This window comes from Streptomyces sp. Ac-502 (assembly GCF_045222935.1).
Classification (GTDB): domain Bacteria; phylum Actinomycetota; class Actinomycetes; order Streptomycetales; family Streptomycetaceae; genus Streptomyces; species Streptomyces monomycini.
Genome location: NZ_JBHFFO010000012.1, coordinates 50,832 through 68,649, shown reverse-complemented (window position 1 = coordinate 68,649; position 17,818 = coordinate 50,832). Strand labels below are relative to the sequence as shown.

17 protein-coding genes and 2 pseudogenes are annotated in these 17,818 nt (G+C 70.1%); 13 read left to right on the top strand and 6 right to left on the bottom strand.

Annotated features, from left to right (window positions below; all coding sequences use genetic code 11):
* The 3 genes from ACEXOX_RS47165 to ACEXOX_RS47155 form a co-directional block, all read left to right on the top strand.
* Nucleotides 1-1,287: LamG domain-containing protein (locus tag ACEXOX_RS47165; protein ID WP_406527123.1), on the top strand; the 1,287-nt coding region annotated here is incomplete at its 5' end.
* Between the two features lie 135 nt (nt 1,288-1,422).
* Nucleotides 1,423-2,865: a LamG domain-containing protein gene (locus ACEXOX_RS47160; RefSeq protein ID WP_406527122.1), complete on the top strand. Its 1,443-nt coding sequence runs from the start codon at nt 1,423-1,425 to the stop codon at nt 2,863-2,865.
* Between the two features lie 136 nt (nt 2,866-3,001).
* Complete coding sequence (locus ACEXOX_RS47155; RefSeq protein WP_406527121.1) at nt 3,002-5,125, top strand: glycerophosphodiester phosphodiesterase family protein; 2,124 nt, start codon at nt 3,002-3,004, stop codon at nt 5,123-5,125.
* A 610-nt stretch (nt 5,126-5,735) separates the two neighbouring features.
* Here ACEXOX_RS47155 and ACEXOX_RS47150 read toward each other — a convergent pair.
* The 3 genes from ACEXOX_RS47150 to ACEXOX_RS47140 form a co-directional block, all read right to left on the bottom strand.
* The gene (locus tag ACEXOX_RS47150; protein WP_406527120.1) at nt 5,736-6,059 is read right to left on the bottom strand and encodes a hypothetical protein; all 324 of its coding nucleotides are present in this window, start codon (nt 6,057-6,059) and stop codon (nt 5,736-5,738) included.
* Nucleotides 6,060-6,137: 78 nt separating this feature from the next.
* Nucleotides 6,138-6,275 carry a hypothetical protein gene (locus ACEXOX_RS47145; protein ID WP_406527119.1) on the bottom strand — a complete coding sequence of 46 codons (138 nt, stop codon included), beginning with the start codon at nt 6,273-6,275 and terminating at the stop codon, nt 6,138-6,140.
* Nucleotides 6,276-6,500: 225 nt separating this feature from the next.
* A complete protein-coding gene (locus tag ACEXOX_RS47140) occupies nt 6,501-7,103 on the bottom strand; it encodes a CGNR zinc finger domain-containing protein (protein WP_406527118.1) in 603 nt (200 codons plus the stop codon).
* A gap of 82 nt (nt 7,104-7,185) precedes the next feature.
* On the opposite strand from ACEXOX_RS47140, the pseudogene ACEXOX_RS47135 reads away from it, so the two are divergent.
* The 4 genes and pseudogenes from ACEXOX_RS47135 to ACEXOX_RS47120 all read left to right on the top strand — a co-directional run bounded on the left by ACEXOX_RS47135 (nt 7,186) and on the right by ACEXOX_RS47120 (nt 10,311).
* A pseudogene (locus ACEXOX_RS47135) lies at nt 7,186-7,979 on the top strand (MBL fold metallo-hydrolase).
* Nucleotides 7,930-8,960: pseudogene (locus ACEXOX_RS47130) on the top strand (LLM class flavin-dependent oxidoreductase). Before ACEXOX_RS47135 ends, ACEXOX_RS47130 begins: the two co-directional pseudogenes overlap by 50 nt.
* A 93-nt stretch (nt 8,961-9,053) precedes the next feature.
* Nucleotides 9,054-9,506, top strand: a complete 453-nt coding sequence (locus tag ACEXOX_RS47125) for an NAD(P)H-dependent oxidoreductase (protein WP_406527117.1) — start codon at nt 9,054-9,056, stop codon at nt 9,504-9,506.
* Between the two features lie 268 nt (nt 9,507-9,774).
* The gene (locus ACEXOX_RS47120; protein WP_406527116.1) at nt 9,775-10,311 is read left to right on the top strand and encodes an RICIN domain-containing protein; all 537 of its coding nucleotides are present in this window, start codon (nt 9,775-9,777) and stop codon (nt 10,309-10,311) included.
* Between the two features lie 197 nt (nt 10,312-10,508).
* Here the strand turns inward: ACEXOX_RS47120 and ACEXOX_RS47115 are convergent, their stop codons facing one another.
* The 3 genes from ACEXOX_RS47115 to ACEXOX_RS47105 form a co-directional block, all read right to left on the bottom strand.
* A complete protein-coding gene (locus tag ACEXOX_RS47115; RefSeq protein ID WP_406527115.1) occupies nt 10,509-11,069 on the bottom strand; it encodes a hypothetical protein in 561 nt (186 codons plus the stop codon).
* Between the two features lie 375 nt (nt 11,070-11,444).
* Nucleotides 11,445-11,768 (bottom strand): nuclear transport factor 2 family protein, encoded by a 324-nt coding sequence (locus ACEXOX_RS47110; protein WP_406527114.1) that lies wholly within the window; start codon nt 11,766-11,768, stop codon nt 11,445-11,447.
* Between the two features lie 332 nt (nt 11,769-12,100).
* Nucleotides 12,101-12,271, bottom strand: coding sequence for a hypothetical protein (locus tag ACEXOX_RS47105; protein ID WP_406527113.1), 171 nt, complete (start codon nt 12,269-12,271; stop codon nt 12,101-12,103).
* Between the two features lie 454 nt (nt 12,272-12,725).
* Here ACEXOX_RS47105 and ACEXOX_RS47100 point away from each other — a divergent pair, with 454 nt between their 5' ends.
* From ACEXOX_RS47100 to ACEXOX_RS47075, 6 genes are all read left to right on the top strand, one after another.
* The gene (locus ACEXOX_RS47100; protein WP_406527112.1) at nt 12,726-13,337 is read left to right on the top strand and encodes a hypothetical protein; all 612 of its coding nucleotides are present in this window, start codon (nt 12,726-12,728) and stop codon (nt 13,335-13,337) included.
* Between the two features lie 383 nt (nt 13,338-13,720).
* A complete protein-coding gene (locus ACEXOX_RS47095; RefSeq protein ID WP_406527111.1) occupies nt 13,721-14,233 on the top strand; it encodes a hypothetical protein in 513 nt (170 codons plus the stop codon).
* A 325-nt stretch (nt 14,234-14,558) separates the two neighbouring features.
* Complete coding sequence (locus tag ACEXOX_RS47090) at nt 14,559-14,870, top strand: hypothetical protein (protein WP_406527110.1); 312 nt, start codon at nt 14,559-14,561, stop codon at nt 14,868-14,870.
* A gap of 304 nt (nt 14,871-15,174) precedes the next feature.
* Nucleotides 15,175-15,489 (top strand): hypothetical protein, encoded by a 315-nt coding sequence (locus tag ACEXOX_RS47085; protein WP_406527109.1) that lies wholly within the window; start codon nt 15,175-15,177, stop codon nt 15,487-15,489.
* A 46-nt stretch (nt 15,490-15,535) separates the two neighbouring features.
* Complete coding sequence (gene aroB, locus ACEXOX_RS47080) at nt 15,536-16,645, top strand: 3-dehydroquinate synthase (RefSeq protein ID WP_406527181.1); 1,110 nt, start codon at nt 15,536-15,538, stop codon at nt 16,643-16,645.
* Between the two features lie 224 nt (nt 16,646-16,869).
* Nucleotides 16,870-17,778, top strand: coding sequence for a hypothetical protein (locus ACEXOX_RS47075; protein ID WP_406527108.1), 909 nt, complete (start codon nt 16,870-16,872; stop codon nt 17,776-17,778).
* Nucleotides 17,779-17,818: the final 40 nt, after the last annotated feature.

The window sequence follows — 17,818 nt, the reverse complement described above, 5'->3', positions numbered from 1 at the left end:
GGCCTGGACGAGAAGGCCGGCGCACGCCGGGTCGTGGGCGGCGCCGCCGAGGAGTTCACCGCCCGGCCGGCCGGCGGCGCCGAACTGGGCGTGCCCGGCAAGGTGGGCACCGCGCTGCGCCTGAACGGTACGACGGCGTACGCGGCCACGGCCGGCCCGGTGGTGGACACCACGAAGTCCTTCTCGGTGTCGGCGTGGGTCAAGCTCGGCGACAAGGACCGTAACTACACGTTCTTGTCGCAGGCCGGTGATCGCGCCAGCGGTTTCCAGCTCTACTACTCCAAGTACTACGACAAGTGGGTCTTCAACCGGCACACCAAGGATGCCGACGACACCGGCATCGTCCGCGCGGTGAGCAAGGACGCCGCGCAGCCGGGCACCTGGACACACCTGGCCGGCTCCTACGACGCGACGAAGAAGACGGTCTCGCTGTTCGTGAACGGCAAGCTCCAGGAGTCGACGGAGTTCACCACGCCGTGGCGGGCCGCCGGCGGCCTCCAGATCGGCCGGCTGCACTACAAGAGCGCCTGGCAGGAGAACGCCCTGGGCGTCGTCGACGACGTACGGGTGATCCAGTCGCCGCTCACGGCGGCCGATGCCGCTTCGGTCTCCGAAGGTGACACCCCGGTCCACCTTCAGGAACTGGCCGTCTTCCCGCTGGACGAGAAGTCCGGCAGCGCGAGCGTCAGCGGCGGCAAGGGCGCGGGACCGGTCGCCACGGTGGCCGGCGGCGGCGCCGAACTGGGCGTGCCCGGCAAGGTGGGCACCGCACTACGCCTGAACGGTACGACGGCGTACGCGGCCACGGCCGGCCCGGTGGTGGACACCACGAAGTCCTTCTCGGTGTCGGCCTGGGTCAAACTGGACGCCAAGGACCGTAACTACACGTTCTTGTCGCAGGCCGGTGATCGCGCCAGCGGTTTCCAGCTCTACTACTCCAAGTACTACGACAAGTGGGTCTTCAACCGCCACGCCAAGGACACCGACGACACCCAAATCATCCGCTCCACCAGCACCGAAGCGGCACAGGCCGGAGTCTGGACCCAGCTGACCGGCGTCTATGACGCCGCCGCGAAGAAGATCCAGCTCTTCGTCAACGGCAAACCCCAGCCGGCCACCGCATTCACCACGCCCTGGCGCGCCGCAGGGGCCCTCCAGATCGGCCGGCTGCACTACAAGGGCGCCTGGCAGGAGAACGCCGCCGGGACCATCGACAGCGTGCGGGTCTGGGACCGGGCCGTCGCTGCCGCCGAGAGCATCAACGACGGCATCCAGGTGACCGGTTGACTGTCGCCGTTCCTGTTCACCCTCGGGATCCGGCCCGGCGCTCGCGTCGCGGCCGGGCCCTCTTTTCAGTCTCTCCGTCGGCGTGTGAGTACCCGCTTCCCGCATGCCCGGCTGGCCCATGAGTGAGGCTCCGACATGAAACCGCGCGGCGGAATCGCGCTATCAGCCGTCCTGATATCCATCCTGGTGGCCATCCTCCTCGGGGCGGCCACGACCAGCGGCCTGTTCACATCACCACCGGACGACCCGACTTCCGCCGTGAGGAACGTACTGACGCAAAAGGCGGCTTTCGGCCTGGACGAGAAGGCCGGGACGCGGCGGGTCGTGGGCGGCGCCGCCGAGGAGTTCACCGCCCGGCCGGCCGGCGGCGCCGAACTGGGCGTGCCCGGCAAGGTGGGCACCGCGCTGCGCCTGAACGGTACGACGGCGTACGCGGCCACGGCCGGCCCGGTGGTGGACACCACGAAGTCCTTCTCGGTGTCGGCGTGGGTCAAGCTCGGCGACAAGGACCGTAACTACACGTTCTTGTCGCAGGCCGGTGATCGCGCCAGCGGTTTCCAGCTCTACTACTCCAAGTACTACGACAAGTGGGTCTTCAACCGGCACACCAAGGATGCCGACGACACCGGCATCGTCCGCGCGGTGAGCAAGGACGCCGCGCAGCCGGGCACCTGGACACACCTGGCCGGCTCCTACGACGCGACGAAGAAGACGGTCTCGCTGTTCGTGAACGGCAAGCTCCAGGAGTCGACGGAGTTCACCACGCCGTGGCGGGCCGCCGGCGGCCTCCAGATCGGCCGGCTGCACTACAAGAGCGCCTGGCAGGAGAACGCCCTGGGCGTCGTCGACGACGTACGGGTGATCCAGTCGCCGCTCACGGCGGCCGATGCCGCTTCGGTCTCCGAAGGTGACACCCCGGTCCACCTTCAGGAACTGGCCGTCTTCCCGCTGGACGAGAAGTCCGGCAGCGCGAGCGTCAGCGGCGGCAAGGGCGCGGGACCGGTCGCCACGGTGGCCGGCGGCGGCGCCGAACTGGGCGTGCCCGGCAAGGTGGGCACCGCACTACGCCTGAACGGTACGACGGCGTACGCGGCCACGGCCGGCCCGGTGGTGGACACCACGAAGTCCTTCTCGGTGTCGGCCTGGGTCAAACTGGACGCCAAGGACCGTAACTACACGTTCTTGTCGCAGGCCGGTGATCGCGCCAGCGGTTTCCAGCTCTACTACTCCAAGTACTACGACAAGTGGGTCTTCAACCGCCACGCCAAGGACACCGACGACACCCAAATCATCCGCTCCACCAGCACCGAAGCGGCACAGGCCGGAGTCTGGACCCAGCTGACCGGCGTCTATGACGCCGCCGCGAAGAAGATCCAGCTCTTCGTCAACGGCAAACCCCAGCCGGCCACCGCATTCACCACGCCCTGGCGCGCCGCAGGGGCCCTCCAGATCGGCCGGCTGCACTACAAGGGCGCCTGGCAGGAGAACGCCGCCGGGACCATCGACAGCGTGCGGGTCTGGGACCGGGCCGTCGCTGCCGCCGAGAGCATCAACGACGGCATCCAGGTGACCGGTTGACTGTCGCCGTTCCTGTTCACCCTCGGGATCCGGCCCGGCGCTCGCGTCGCGGCCGGGCCCCTCTTTTCAGTCTCTCCGTCGGCGTGTGAGTACCCGCTTCCCGCATGCCCGGCTGGCCCATGAGTGAGGCTCCGACATGAAACCGCGCGGCGGAATCGCGCTATCAGCCGTCCTGATATCCATCCTGGTGGCCATCCTCCTCGGGGCGGCCACGACCAGCGGCCTGTTCACATCACCACCGGACGACCCGACTTCCGCCGTGAGGAACGTACTGACGCAAAAGGCGGCTTTCGGCCTGGACGAGAAGGCCGGGACGCGGCGGGTCGTGGGCGGCGCCGCCGAGGAGTTCACCGCCCGGCCGGCCGGCGGCGCCGAACTGGGCGTGCCCGGCAAGGTGGGCACCGCGCTGCGCCTGAACGGTACGACGGCGTACGCGGCCACGGCCGGCCCGGTGGTGGACACCACGAAGTCCTTCTCGGTGTCGGCGTGGGTCAAGCTCGGCGACAAGGACCGTAACTACACGTTCTTGTCGCAGGCCGGTGATCGCGCCAGCGGTTTCCAGCTCTACTACTCCAAGTACTACGACAAGTGGGTCTTCAACCGGCACACCAAGGATGCCGACGACACCGGCATCGTCCGCGCGGTGAGCAAGGACGCCGCGCAGCCGGGCACCTGGACACACCTGGCCGGCTCCTACGACGCGACGAAGAAGACGGTCTCGCTGTTCGTGAACGGCAAGCTCCAGGAGTCGACGGAGTTCACCACGCCGTGGCGGGCCGCCGGCGGCCTCCAGATCGGCCGGCTGCACTACAAGAGCGCCTGGCAGGAGAACGCCCTGGGCGTCGTCGACGACGTACGGGTGATCCAGTCGCCGCTCACGGCGGCCGATGCCGCTTCGGTCTCCGAAGGTGACACCCCGGTCCACCTTCAGGAACTGGCCGTCTTCCCGCTGGACGAGAAGTCCGGCAGCGCGAGCGTCAGCGGCGGCAAGGGCGCGGGACCGGTCGCCACGGTGGCCGGCGGCGGCGCCGAACTGGGCGTGCCCGGCAAGGTGGGCACCGCACTACGCCTGAACGGTACGACGGCGTACGCGGCCACGGCCGGCCCGGTGGTGGACACCACGAAGTCCTTCTCGGTGTCGGCCTGGGTCAAACTGGACGCCAAGGACCGTAACTACACGTTCTTGTCGCAGGCCGGTGATCGCGCCAGCGGTTTCCAGCTCTACTACTCCAAGTACTACGACAAGTGGGTCTTCAACCGGCACACCAAGGACACCGACGACACCGACATCGTCCGCTCCATCAGCACGGATGTGGCACAGGCCGGAGTCTGGACCCAGCTGACCGGCGTCTACGATGCCGCGGCGAAGAAGATCCAGCTCTTCGTCAACGGCAAACCCCAGCCGACCACCGAATTCACCACGCCGTGGCGCGCCGCCGGTGCCCTGCAGATCGGCCGGCTCTTCTACCGGAGCGCCTGGCAGGAGCACTTCGCCGGAACCATCGACGACATCCGGATTTCCGGACAGGACTCCGCCGCCCACTGCTCCCGTACCGAAACGGTCGGCCACCGCGGCGCGCCCAAGCTCGCCCCGGAGAACACCCTCGCCTCGCTGGAGGCGGCCGCCGACCACGGCGCGGAATGGGTGGAGACCGATGTGCAGTTCACCAAGGACGGCCAGGCGGTCATCATGCACGACTCGACCGTCGACAGGATGACCGACGGAACGGGCCGCATCGACCAGCTCACCGCGGACCAGATATCCAGACTGACCGTGAAGGGCGGAGGCCGGGTTCCCACCCTGGAACAGGTTCTGTCCTCCCTGAAGCAGCGGCCCACACGCCTCCTTCTGGAGATCAAGGGCCCGCAGTCCCCGGCTCACGTCGAAAAGACCCTCGAACTCGTCACCGAGGCCGGAATGGCTGAGCGCACGATGGTCCAGTCCTTCGACGAGGACGTGGTACGCAATGCCGCCGCCTCCGCCTACAAGATGAAGGTCGCCCTCCTCCGCGACCACCTTGACCCGGACCCGGTCGTCACGGCCCGCAAGTTCTCCCTCACGGCCTACTCGATCGCCTACAAGGGTCTGTCGGCCCGCCCCACCGCCCTCGACCAACTCAAGGCCGCCGGCATCGACGTCTTCGTCTGGACCGTCGACCGTGAATCTGACTGGCAGACCGCGACCACCTGGGGCGTCGACGGCATCATCACCAACCGCCCGGACGTCTTCCTCCAATGGCGCAAGACCCACTGCAGGTGAATGATTGCTGATGCCATCTGTCAGGAGGCTGGCCGTCGTCCGGTCCCATGCTCGGCTGCGGCGCGGGCTTCGCCCGCCGCCACGGCCCCGATCCCGCACGGCCGGTGCAGTGGGAGGTCGAAGCCCTCGAACCGCACGAGCTGCAGCGCCTGGTCCTCGCCGCTGATACGACTTCAGCGCCAGCAGCAACGCGAGCTGATGACCGCCGGAGTCCGTCCGCTCCTCACCTGTGTTCGCCGCGAACCACCGGGCGAGAGCCCACCACAGGAGCCAGTAGCCTCGGGTTCCCGACGAAGGCCCTTCAGTTTCTCTGAACTCGCGGGCCTCGGGGGATGAGCTGGGCGACGCCCCGGCCGAGAGCCCGGGGTGTAGGGGTGGTGGTCACCGCACCAGTGTCCCGTACCGGCCCGCCTCCTGGGCCGACGCTGGGAACGATGGGAAGAGGACGGGAACTGGGGCGGGCCGGGCCGGTTCGTCACCGGCGTCTGGCCGCCGCCGGCCCGAGCCCGCCGTACCTCGTTCGTCTTCCCCGGGAACAAGGCGGACCGATCCTGCCCCGCCGCCGGCCTGCCATGCACGGCCAGTGCCCCGTTGCTCGGTTGCCCGCAGGTCAGCCGGGCGTGGTCGTCGGGATGGGTTCGCGGTCGGTGGGCTCGCGGGTGCTGCCGTGCGCTTGGCGCAGGCCGGGCTGGGGCCACCAGTACGCCTGGTGCACGGTGCCGCGGTCCGGGCTGGTCTGGAGGGTGACCTGGTATTCGGTGCGTCCGTCGGCGTGGTCCAGGCGCGCCATGACGGGCGCGTACTTCCAGGTGCCACTGTCGTAGACGTACAGGGCCGGCCGGTCGCCGGGCGGCCAGCACCGCACCCGCGGTTGGGGCCCGTTCTTGGGCCGCCACGGCGGGACCTGCTCGGGTTCCTCGATCTGCTCACTCACGCCTTCCATGATGCGAGTGAGCACTGACAGACCGGGCAGCCGCGGTGAAGGACCCCCTGGCCGAAGTGATCCAGCGTCTCAGCGGCCACCTTGCTGGCGGCCGTCGCCCTTGGCCGCGGCCGACTGCGCGCGGGAGGCGAAGCCGCTCTCGGCCGTACGGCTGCCCGGGTTCTTCAACAGGGTGAGCTGAGCAGTTCGCGGAGAATGTCTGGGCACTTCTTCGCAGGGGGCAACTGGTGCTGGTCACGACGGGCGCAGGGGCAACCGGCCCTGCAGACCCGCCTGTTTGATGGTCGCGTCGGCTATGGGCCCGGTCCAGGCGCGGCCTCGGAGTCCTAGCTCAGACACCAGCCGCAAAGTAGGTGCGTCGGGGGCTGCGCAGGCCTGGCTGTGCCGGGGAGGGGTGCTGGTGTGTCCTGCCGGGCCGGCGATGCGGCGTCGTCAGTCCATTGCGGTGCGGCGGGCGTAGGCACGGGCGGCGCGGGCGCGGTCGCCGCAGCGGGTGGAGCACCACTGGCGGCGGCCGTGCCTGAGCAGGAAGCGGTTGCAGGGCGGGGAGGCGCAGGCGGTCAGGCGGGGGGCGTCGGGGGAGGTGAGCAGGTCGGCGGCGTCGGCGGCGATGACCGCGAGGGCGTGTTCGACGATCGCGGTGGTGGGGTGGGGTGTGGCGCGGTAGGGGCCGGTCTTCTCGTCCCACAGCAGCAGGGATGCGGTCGGGACACGGGTCATCGCGTCGTTGATCGCCGTGACGGCGGCGGGCAGGGCGGGCTGCCCGGCGACACGGGAGGCCAGTAGCGACCTGACCTGTTCGCGCAATGAGCGCAGCTGCGTCGCGCATACCTCCGCCAGGCCCGCGCCGTCCGGGGCGAGGTCGCGCTGTGCCAGCCACTGCTCGGCCCGCGCCGGGGTGCTCAGGAGGTCGGCCGTGTGCCCGCCGGGCAGTGCGACGGCGCTGTTGGCCAGGGCCAGGGCGGGGTGCTCCGCCTCGCCAGGCGCCGACGGGAGGGCGGCTTCTTCCATCGCGAACTCTTCCATGCTTCTCATGGTACGGGTTGCCTCCATCCGTGAGGCGTGCGTACAGTCGCTTCACGGTTAATGCGCAATCTATCCGTGAGGAACTTCTTTCGTGTCTTCCCAGACCTTGCCGACCGCCCCGTTCCCTGTGCGCGTCTTCGGTGGCCCGACCGCCCTCTTCGAGTACGGTGGCCTGCGCTTTCTCACCGACCCGACCTTCGACGGCCCCGGCGAGCACCAGGCGCCGGCCGTCGTGCTGACCAAGACGGCGGCGGCTGACGGCAGCCCGGCCGATCTCGGCCGCGTCGACGTGGTCCTGCTCTCGCACGACGAGCACGCCGACAACCTCGACACCTCCGGCCGGGCCCTGCTCGCCGACGTCCCGCTGACGCTCACCACCCCCGGCGGCGGGGAGCGTCTCGGCCAGGCGGCCACCGGCCTCGCCGACTGGCAGTCGGTCGAGGTCGAGCGCCGGGACGGCGGACCCGGCACGGTCACGGTGACCGGCGTGCCCGCCATCCACGGCCTCGGCCCGCGCGAGGAGGTCGAGCCGATCACCGGCCAGGTCGTCGGCTTCGTCCTGACCGGCGAGGGCCTGCCCACCGTCTACGTCAGCGGCGACAATGCCTCCCTCGAGGCGGTCCGGGACATCGCCGAGCGCTTCGCCCCCGTAGACACGGCCCTCCTCTTGCCGGGGCGCCCCGCTTCACCGAAGTCTTCGACGGCGAGGTGATCGTCCTGGACAGCGCCCAGGCCGCCCAGGCCGCGAAGATCCTCGACGCCGGCCGCGTAGTCCCCGTCCACTACGACAGCTGGGCCCACTTCACCGAGGGCCGCGACGAGCTCGTCGCCGCCTTTGCCGCCGCCGGTCTCACCGACCGCGTCGACTTCGGCGTCCGCGGCTGACCCACCTACGTCGGGCACGGCCGGGCGCTGGCCGAGAGAGATCCGCCGCGACTGTCGGCCGGCGCCTCACCGCGCCATGCCCGGCGTCTCCACCTCCAGTCCGCCCGTCCTGCTGTCCCGGCTCACCGCGGAGACCAGCAGGCTGCGGCTCGGCGCGGGCGGAATCATGCTGCCCAACCATCCGCCCTTGGTCGTCGCCGAACAGTTCGGCATGCTGGACGCCCTCGCCCCCGGCCGCATCGACCTGGGCCTGGGGCGGGCCCCGGGCACCGATCACGCCACGGCCGCCGCCCTGCGCCGCGGCGCGAGCGGCGCCGAGGACTTCCCCAGCAGGTGGCCGAGCTGCTGCACTTCCTCGGCGACGACTTCCCGGCCGAGCACCCCTACGCCGACCGCGTGTACGCCGTGCCGGGGCCCGTCCAGGACCGGCTCAACGGCGTCGCCGGTCCCACCGGCCGCCTGCCGGTGTGGCTGCTCGGCTCGTCCGGCTACTCGGCGCAGCTCGCCGCCCGGCTCGGCCTGCCGTTCGCCTTCGCCGCGCACTTCAACCCGCGCGATGTCGTGGCCGCCCTGCGCCTGTACCGCGAGCACTTCACTCCGTCCAAGGCCCTGGCCGAGCCGTACGCGCTGGTCAGCTTCACCGTCGCGGCATCCAAGGACGAGCGGGAGGCCCGCCGCCAGGCCGGCACCCTCGCGCACGCCATGCTCCGCATGTTCCAGCGCAAGTCCTACCTGCTGCCGTCCCCCGAGGAAGTGGACACCTACCCCTACGACGCCCAGGAACGCCAGGCCGTCGACAGCTGGCTGAACCACGTCCCGCACGGCACCCCCGAACAGGTCACCGCCCACCTCAACCAGGTCCAGCGGGACTCCGGCGCAGACGAACTCATGATCGGCAGCGTCGGCCACTCCGTCCAGGCCCGGCTGCGCTCCACCGAGCTGATCGCCGACGCCTACGGCATGCCCGACAGCCCGCGCTGACCCGGGACGGGCGGGACCTCTCCGCCCACCCGTGCCCACCACCCTTCACCGTCGAGTCTCCCTGCTTCTCCAGGAGTTCCCGAGGCTTCCGTCGTGGCCACCGTCCTCGTCCTGTCCGGCAGCCCGTCCACCCGTACGTCCCGTACCGCCCTCCTGGCCGAGCACACCGCCGCGGGCTTGCGGGCCCGCGGCCACCGGGCCCACGTACTCGCCCTGCGCGACCTGCCCGCGGCACCGCTGCTGTCCGCGGACACCCACGACGCGCCCCTCGCCTGTGCCGTGAGCCTGGTTGCTGAGACCGGCTCATGTGCAGGTCATGCCCCTTTGACACGTCGTTCGCCTACGGACGTTCCGGTTGGTCAGCCCGCTCCAGTTCACGGCAGGCGCCCAGTAGCGCGGTCAGCCGGTGGGACGGAGGGGTCGGGCGTACGGCCAGGCAGGTCCGGACGGCCGGGGCGGGACCGGCGAAGGGCCGGAAGGCGACACGGGGAGCCAGCTGGATCTGCACCTGGGACGCGAGTAGACCGTCCAGCTCGGCCTGCCTGAGGCCAACCCCGCCTCGGCCCTGTTCCTCATGGGAGGCAGCAAGCGCGTGTCGCCTTGACGCTCCGACAGGCCGAGCATCCCGTGAATGGTGTGGGCGGGTGGCCGGAACTGATCAGTTCAGTTCACTCTTGGGCGTGACCGGTGCGTCGAGTATCGGCCACACCGGAGGGTCTGTGGGGTCCTCGTGCCGTCGGCCGGGGGAGTCTGAGCAGCGCTGTCCAGCGGCGAGTGTGCGAGCTGGCCCGTCCCACGAAGGAGAAGAGGCCGCGTGATCGGCAACATGATGAGGTCTCTGCGACGATCGGCGGGGGCCGTCGCCGCCGCAGCAGCCCTTGCCTCCACGATCGGAGCAGCTCAGCCCGCGCAGGCGTACCCGTCTTACCGCACCATCCAGCTCAAGACTTCCACGGGCAAGTGCCTGACCATCAGGAACCAGAGCACCAGCGACGGCGCTGTGCTTGAACAGAACCGGTGCCAGAATGTGGCTGCCCAGCGCTTCAAGAGTGTGAGCTTCGGCGTCGTGGACCCGGTTCACGTGGTCAGGACGTTCACGGACAAGTGCCTGACTATCGGCAGCGCCTCGGAAGGCAACACGCATTTTTGGCCGATCATCCAGCAGCAGTGCGTGGACGGTTCCTATCATCAGCGGTTCACCTACTTCGGCGACGGCAGGCCGGGCACCGGGTTCAGGTCGTTCTCCATGGGGCTCTGCTGGACCGTGACGGGCGGCAACGACGGAGCCAGGATCGAGGGCGACGCGTGCGACCGACCTGACTCTCAGCGCTTCACCATCGTCTTCGTGTGAGGCCGCGCCGCTGCTCCCCCGCAGTGGCATGATCCACTAGCGCGTGACTCTTTGATCGGTGGTCAGCTGACCGGATGCGTTTGCCCGCTTAGTGATCACAGATGCGATGTGAGACCGGATCGAGCCGCTGAGGCCAGCCGATCCGGTCCGGGCCATCGCCTTGGGCTGATCCGCTCCAGTGCCGCGTGTCAGCACGATCAGCGCCAGCCCGCAGCGCCCCTGGACCAGGAGATGGGACAGACGCCATCGCTACTGGCCGCAGGCTGGACGGCGGGAGGCCCGGACAGTTGGTCCGGGCCTCGCTGTTCTTCTAATGAAGTCCGCTCGCGGCGTGCCCCGTTTCGCGTGGACCTCCCCAGCCGGCCTGGCCTGCGGGGAGAGCCGGGGCGCAGCTGCACGTCGTCGGCTTCAGTGCCGTTGGCTCCGGTGAAGTCTGCTGAGTCCCGCAGGCCCAGGGCAGTCACGGCCGCGTCGATCCGGTCCCACTGCTCGTCGCTGAGGTCAGGCAGCAGGGGACGCAGGTGATGGAGGGCGAAAGCGATGACACTGCGCGAGGTGCAGTGCAAGAGGTTGGTGACGGCGACGTCGTGTGCGTCGCGGTGAAGGTCACCGCCGCCCGACAGGGCGTAGGCGGCCTGCTCGCTGATGGTGGTGCGCGCCCTGGCGCGCACTCCCGTGGTCGAGTCCTCGGTGAACAGCAACTGCTCGGTGGCTGCGGCGGGCAGGGCGGTACCGGTCGTCGTGGTGGCGTCGCCCATACCTACTCAACTTCCGCCTCCGCTGGGCGTCACGCCGCGGGCCGCCCTGGCCGTTGACGAGTCCGGGGCAGGTGCCGTGCCGTACGGCGCCATGGTTGGGCCCGGTGCGCCGCCTTTCGTTGCTCAACGACGCCTGGACGCGTGCCGTGCTGCACAGGATCCGGGAGAGCCGGGGCCGGGGCCGTCCAGCGCGGTCCCGGCGCCCTGATGACGCGGGCGTTCCGCGCCGCCGCCCCGGTCGGCACCTGACGGGTCACGGCGGCACGCGGTTGGTGCCCCGACGACCGAAGCTGCGCCGATATGCGGCCTCGCCGCGTGGGTGCGCCCAGCCCCCAGCGGCTGACGGTTTCATGACCGCTGTTTCCAGCGCAGGGCTCAGGCCTGTCCCGTCTCGAAGCGGCTCACCTTGCCGTCGTCGACCATGAACTGCCAGCGGGTGCGCATCGCTCCCCAGGTGTCGTTGCGGTAGTCCGCCACCAGGGAGAGGCCGTCGTCGGACTCGGACTCGATGTCCATGTGACCGTTGGAGGAGAAGATCTCCTTGTCGGCCCACTGCTGCAGGTCCCGGTCCGAGCCGTCGTCGGACATCGTGGCGCTGGGGGTGAGCGCGGCGGCGAAGGCCTGCCGGTCGTTGGCGTTGATGGCGGTGACGAGGGTGCGTACCGCGGGGTGGGAGAGCTGGTCGACGGGAATGGCCATGGCTGCGCCTTCGGTGAGGGCCCGCGCGCTCGCGGACCGGGCCCTCAACAGCTACCACCCGCCCGCCGCAGCCAACCCCTAGCCACGGCCTCGGCCCCGGGCGCCCGGGGCGGTGGGAGGTCGAGGCCCTTGAGCCGCACGAGCTGCAGCGCCTGGTCCTCGCCGCCGTCGCCCCCTACGTCGACCGCCAGGTGCTCGCCGAGCAGATCGCCCGCGAGGGGCCAGCGTCGCGCCCTGGCCGACTTTCTCGGCGGCTGGGGCACGGCGGGCGAGTAGGCCCGAGCTGCTGACCCGCCAGGATGCGCGATCGGGCCGGCAGCGCCGACGTCAGGTCACCGACGGCGGAGAACGTCCACGATGCCGAGTCCCCCGACGAAGGAGCCGAGCGCATCGAGCACGTCGAGAAACGGCACGTTGGCCATTGCGCAGATGAGGCCGGACAACAGGACGGGAGCGGTGAGCACACCCAGCAGGGTGAGGAAGGGCTTGCCGAAGTGGCACACGGCCCGCCAGGTGCGGGCGCGCAGCCGGGCGGCGATCAGGCGGTGGCGGGGTATGCGGGGGCAGGTGCCGACTCGCAGCTCAGCGTCCGTGGGCCTCTCGCGCCCGTGTCCTGATAGCAGGGTCTCTGACGTGGGCTTACGCCAGGCTGTGTGTCGCAGCGGGTGCGAGGTGGCCGGAACACGAACCGCAAAGGCGCAGGACACTTTCGCGCGAGTCGGCACCTGGCGCTCCGGTGGCCGACTCACTCCCCACGGCCTGGGAGTCGAGGTGACAGAGGGCAGTGTATTGTCGATAACGGATATAAAATTTGGACTTCCCGGCCAAAGTTTGCATGGTTCATCCTATTTATATGCTTTTGTTCATTATCTATATTGCGCCGGTGCGTCGTACTTCCCTACGCTGAGGGGTGTCAGGCGGAGAATCTCTCCACCTGAAAATCGAAGGAAGTGCACCATGCGCACCATGCGCACCATGGACACTGCACGGACCTTCCTGGTCGCGGCGATCGCTGTGGCCGGCCTCGCCCTCACTCCCGCCCTCGCCTCCGCCCAGCCCGGTACGGGCGGCGCACAGTCCCGCACCGCTGCGGGGTCCCCCGGCGCCAACGGCGCTAACGGGGTCGGAACCCTCGGGGGCATCGGCGGTCTGGGCGGCACCGGTGGCGCCGCGGGTGCCAACGGCAACGGCGGCACCGGAGGTGCCGGAGGCAACGCCACCGGTATCGCAACCGTCGGCGGGGCCGGCGGCACGGGCGGCGCCGGCGGGGCCAACGGCAACGGTGGCAACGGCGGTTATGGCGGTGCGGCCAAGCTCGGCGGCACTGGTGGCAAGGGTGGCGTGGGCGGTGTCGGCGATGCCGGCGCCGGTATCGCCGGTGGCAAGGGTGGCAACGGCGGTGCAGCCGTCGTCGCCGGCGGCCACACGGGCGGCAAAGGCGGTGCCGGGGGCGCGGCCAGCCCGGTGTGCCCCGGTAAGCCCGGAGGCAACGGCACCGACGCCACGGCTATCGCGGACGGCACCACCGGCTCCACCGGCGCTGCCGGCAAGACCACACTGCCCTGCTGAACACCTGGCGGTGAGCGGTTCGCCGCAGGAGGACAGAAGCACTGGCCCGGAGCAACGCACCGCGTAACTGCTGCGCACTGACGGGTAGCCAGCGGAGTGCGGGCCCCGACAAGCGCCCGGCTGAGAGATCTCAGCCGGGCGCTTTCGTCGTATGCGAATCTGCACGCACACTGGCCCGTGCGGTCAGAGGCCCTGCTGCCGACTCGCAGCTCAGAGGTCGTCTTGGAACCCTCAACGGAGGTTCCAAGACGGCTCTCAGCCATCGCCCGCGGCATGGAAGAAACATGGGTCCTCACCGCACATGATTGGATCCGGAGCAGGGACAGGCGCAGCCGGGGGAGCCGGCCTCGGGACGGATGAAGGAGTCGACGTGGGAGCACTGCGTGAGCTGGGGCGCCCTGATGATTTCTTACCTGGAGGAGGCCGGCCGGCCGGCGCCCAGTGAGGAATGGGCGCTGACCCTGGCGGAGCCGGACCGGCGCCTGGTCACCGTGCTGCTTGCGGCGGCCATCTATGAGCAGGCGACGACGTCGGTCCTGGTCGGGCCGGAGACCGACCGCGTGCTGCTGTGCGCGCCGGAAGGCCGCGGGGTGACCGGGCTGCTGACGAAGCGGGCTCTGAAGTGCGTCGAGACCGTGCCCAACAACAGCCCCAACACCGAGCGGGGCCGGATCGAGCGGATCATGCTGACCGAGCACGCGGGCCACTTGTACGGCCGGGACTACTGGGAGCGGGTGCTGCGCGTCACCCAGGGGGTGGCCGCAGCGGTGGCGCAGGATGTCGTGGGGCAGCGGTACTGGGAGACCGAGACACCGCTCAGCTCCTTCGCGGCCACGTACCAGCGGATGCGCCATCACCGCGCCATCGCTGACGCTCTCGGTGACCAGGAGCACTGACCGCGTGGATGCCGGTGCCCGGGGCCTCGGGGGCGCCTCGGGCACCGGCATCGGGACGCCGCTTCGCCCCACCCCAGTGCACCGCAGCCAACAGCCTGCCGCGCGGGGCGGTACGCCGTACGGCCGCAGGGCCAGTCCCGGCGGCGACGCCCCTTCCTGCCCTGATCCCCACCAGCCTCGGCGTATGGTCTGCTGTGCGATGACCGTGCCTGCTGCCCGGCGCGGTGGAGGGGTGCCTGCGCTGCGTACCGATGATGAACGGCGTTGTGGTGCTGCAGGCCGCCGAGGACCTCGAACTGCGCGGGCAGGCGATCCGGGCGGGGACATGGTCCTTCCGGCACTGGCCTCCGCCAACCGCGACGAGACCGTGTTCGAGGCGCCCGAGCGGCTCGATCTGTGCCGGCGGCCGAACCAGGACATCGTGTTCGGCCGGGGTGCGCACAACTGCATCGGCGCCCACCTGGCACGGACGGAGCTGACATGGCCGCGGCGAGGTGCCGGGCCAGGCGGGCGCGGCCGTCGGGCCTGGAGGCGCTGCTGGACCGCTTCCCCGCCTCGCCCGGCCAAAGGTCGCAGCCCCACCTGGGACGACGAATCCCCGGCCAAGTCGCCGCTGACCCTTGCGGTCAGCTGGTGAGCCGCATGTTGGTGCGGAAACACGGTCGGATGCAGACCGGCAAGCGCGTCTTCGGCTGGCACGCCGCCAGGTCGTCCCGCGGCACCGAAAGCGATCCCGCCGTCTGACCGGCGCACACGGCACATCAAACGGCTTCAGCACTCTTCTTCATGTGGCACCTGCTCACGGTCGACCAGCTGCTCAGGGCACTGGCGGCCCTCGGCCAGGCGCGTGTCGCAGGCCCCGATCAGCGGCCCGGTGGCCCCACGGAGCCGAGCGTCCCGAATCGCTCGGAGCCCTGCTTGCCCCAACCGAGACAGAGACCGTGACCCTGGTGGACCCGCTGCAGGACCTGCCCGTTCACCTGCACGGGCTCCAGCAGGGGGCAGCACACGAGTGCCGACCGGAACCCGCGGGGGTCGGGCCGAAACACTGCCCCCTCCTGCCTGCTGACCATGCCACCGCAAGGAGAAACTCCGGGATTCCCGTCAGAGTCAAGCTGACCGTCACTATCCTCACCGCCGCCACCGCCTTTGCCGGCCGCCAGACGGCGTATTACGCCGCGCGCCGCCTGACCAGCTGCGCTGCACTGGGAACACTGCGCCTGGGCAGATTCTTCGCCTGCGCGGACGCCGCATGACGGCTTCGCCCTGCCGGATGGTGCCGCAAGGAAAGGCTCGCCCGTGATGGAGGAGAGGCCCGCCCAGCCCGCTGCAAGAACCGTCGCCATCAGAGCGGGTAGCACCACCTACCCCTTCACCCTCGCCTCCGGACAGCTGGACCGTGCGGTCACCTGGCGCGAGGCCGCGGGCAGCGCCCGGACCCTCGCGGTGATCACCAGCCGCCCGGTCGCAGCTCTGTTCCCCCGGATCCTGCAGGCCACCGGTACCGCAGGGCCACGGCAGCTCGTCATCGAGGTGCCCGACGGCGAGGCCGCGAAGACCCTGGACGTCGTCTCCCGCTGCTACCAGGCCCTGGCCCGAGCCCGGTTCACCCGCAGTGACTTGGTCATCGCCCTCGGCGGCGGGACGGTCACCGACTTGGCCGGCTTCGTGGCCAGCACGTGGAAGCGCGGCACGCGCCTGCTCCATGCACCGACGACGCTGCTGGCCCTCGTGGATGCCTCCGTCGGCGGGAAGACCGGCATCAACCTCGCGGACGGCAAGAACCTGGTCGGCACTTTCCACCAGCCCGAACGGGTCCTGGCCGACGCCACTGTCCTGCCGAGCCTGCCCGCGCGCGAGCTCCGCTCGGGCCTGGCCGAGGTCATCAAGTGCGGCTTCATCGCAGACCCCGCGATTCTCAACTTCCTGCCCGATCGGGTCCGCGGGCCGGCGCAGCAGTCCGAACGGTACCGACGCCTGATCGAGATGAGCGTGCGGGCCAAGGCCCAGCTCCTCGCCGATGATGTCGCCGACCGTGGCACCCGCCGCTACTTGAACTACGGCCATACCGCTGGCCAGGCCCTCGAGACCGCCTCCGGCTTCTCTCTGCGGCACGGCGAAGCCGTCGCTCTGGGCATGGTCTTCGCCGCCCGTATCTGCGAACTGATCACCGCAGCCGACGGCACCGTCACCGACACCCGAGACGTCCTGTACCAGGTGGGCCTGCCCACCCGCCTGGACACGGCCGTCTCCTTCGACCACGTGTGGGCTCTGATGCAGCAGGACAAGAAGGTCAGCCCCGGCCGCCCCTCCTTCGTCCTCAGCCCCCGCCGCGGCACCGCGATCCTTGTCCCCATGCCGCAACGGCGTACCGCCCAGCAGGCCTTCGACGAGGTGCTGCGCCCCGTCTGACGGGCAGGCAACGACATGGCGCCGTCGCGTCGTCGACCAGCATGCGCTTCCGCCCGTCTCAAAAGGGTGCCGGGGCAGCGCCGTACCGCATTCGACCCGCGCGGTACGCCTCTGCGTTCGACTGTTCGAGTCGACTTGAAGGCCGCTGGGTGTTAGGGGGCGATGCGCACGGCACTCTTCCTGCGGTGCCGCGGTGTGTGACCGGGGCCGAAGGAGCGACGACGATGCGGATGCATGCCGATAGTTTCCGGTTCGGGCGGCGGGGACGATGGGCGGTCGCCGTGGTGGCGGCGGGGGCCGCGCTGACGCCGGCCGTGTTGCTGCCCGGCGCCGCGGCCGCCGGGGAGCAGGCTGTGGTGCGGCCGAAGCCGCCGGCGCATCCGCCGCAGTCGGCCTGGGGCCGCGCCTACAGCTTCACCCCGCTGCTGCAGGCCGGCGGCATGACCTCCGGAACGTACCTCACCCCGACGACCACGGTGGTCATCTACAACAACACCGGCCACACCCTGGAGCTGTCCCGCAGCCACATCGCGGGAAACACCCCGTCGTGGTCGACCGGCAACGGAGTCGACGGCCAGTACCCCTACGGCGCGCCGCCCAAGTCCATCGCCGCGGGCGCCAGTGGCCGCATCCAGATGGTCAACAGCAGCGGCGGCGGGGTCGGCGGCGGCGTCAGCTACTACGCCAAGGACGGCAACCTGACGTACTTCGCCGGCCTGGACTTCGACAACTGGAACTGGCAGAAGAACAAGTACACCGTCGAGCTGGTCACCTGGAAGTACCGGGGCGGGCACGGCACCCCCGACGGCGACAAGCTGCGCGTGAACCTGATCGACGACGAAGGCCGCAAAGTCTCCACCAACGACCGCAAGAGGATCTGGAACTCCGACACCATCGGCAAGGGCATGGCCCCGGTGATCGGCATGGTCGTCAACAGCCCGTACGACAGCGGTACCTACCCCGAGCTCGGATCGCGCCCGGATGCGAAGGCGAAGGCGTGCGAGAACTACCGCAAACTTGCCCGTCAGTACGGAGCCAAGCGCGCGTCGCTGGAGAAGATGTGGACCGACGGACGCATCGGCGCGATCGCCGGCGCCTGGATTGGCATGGCCTTCAAATGCGTCGACTGGTGAACGTGCTGCCGGCCCGGCCCGCCCACCGAACTCTGCACGC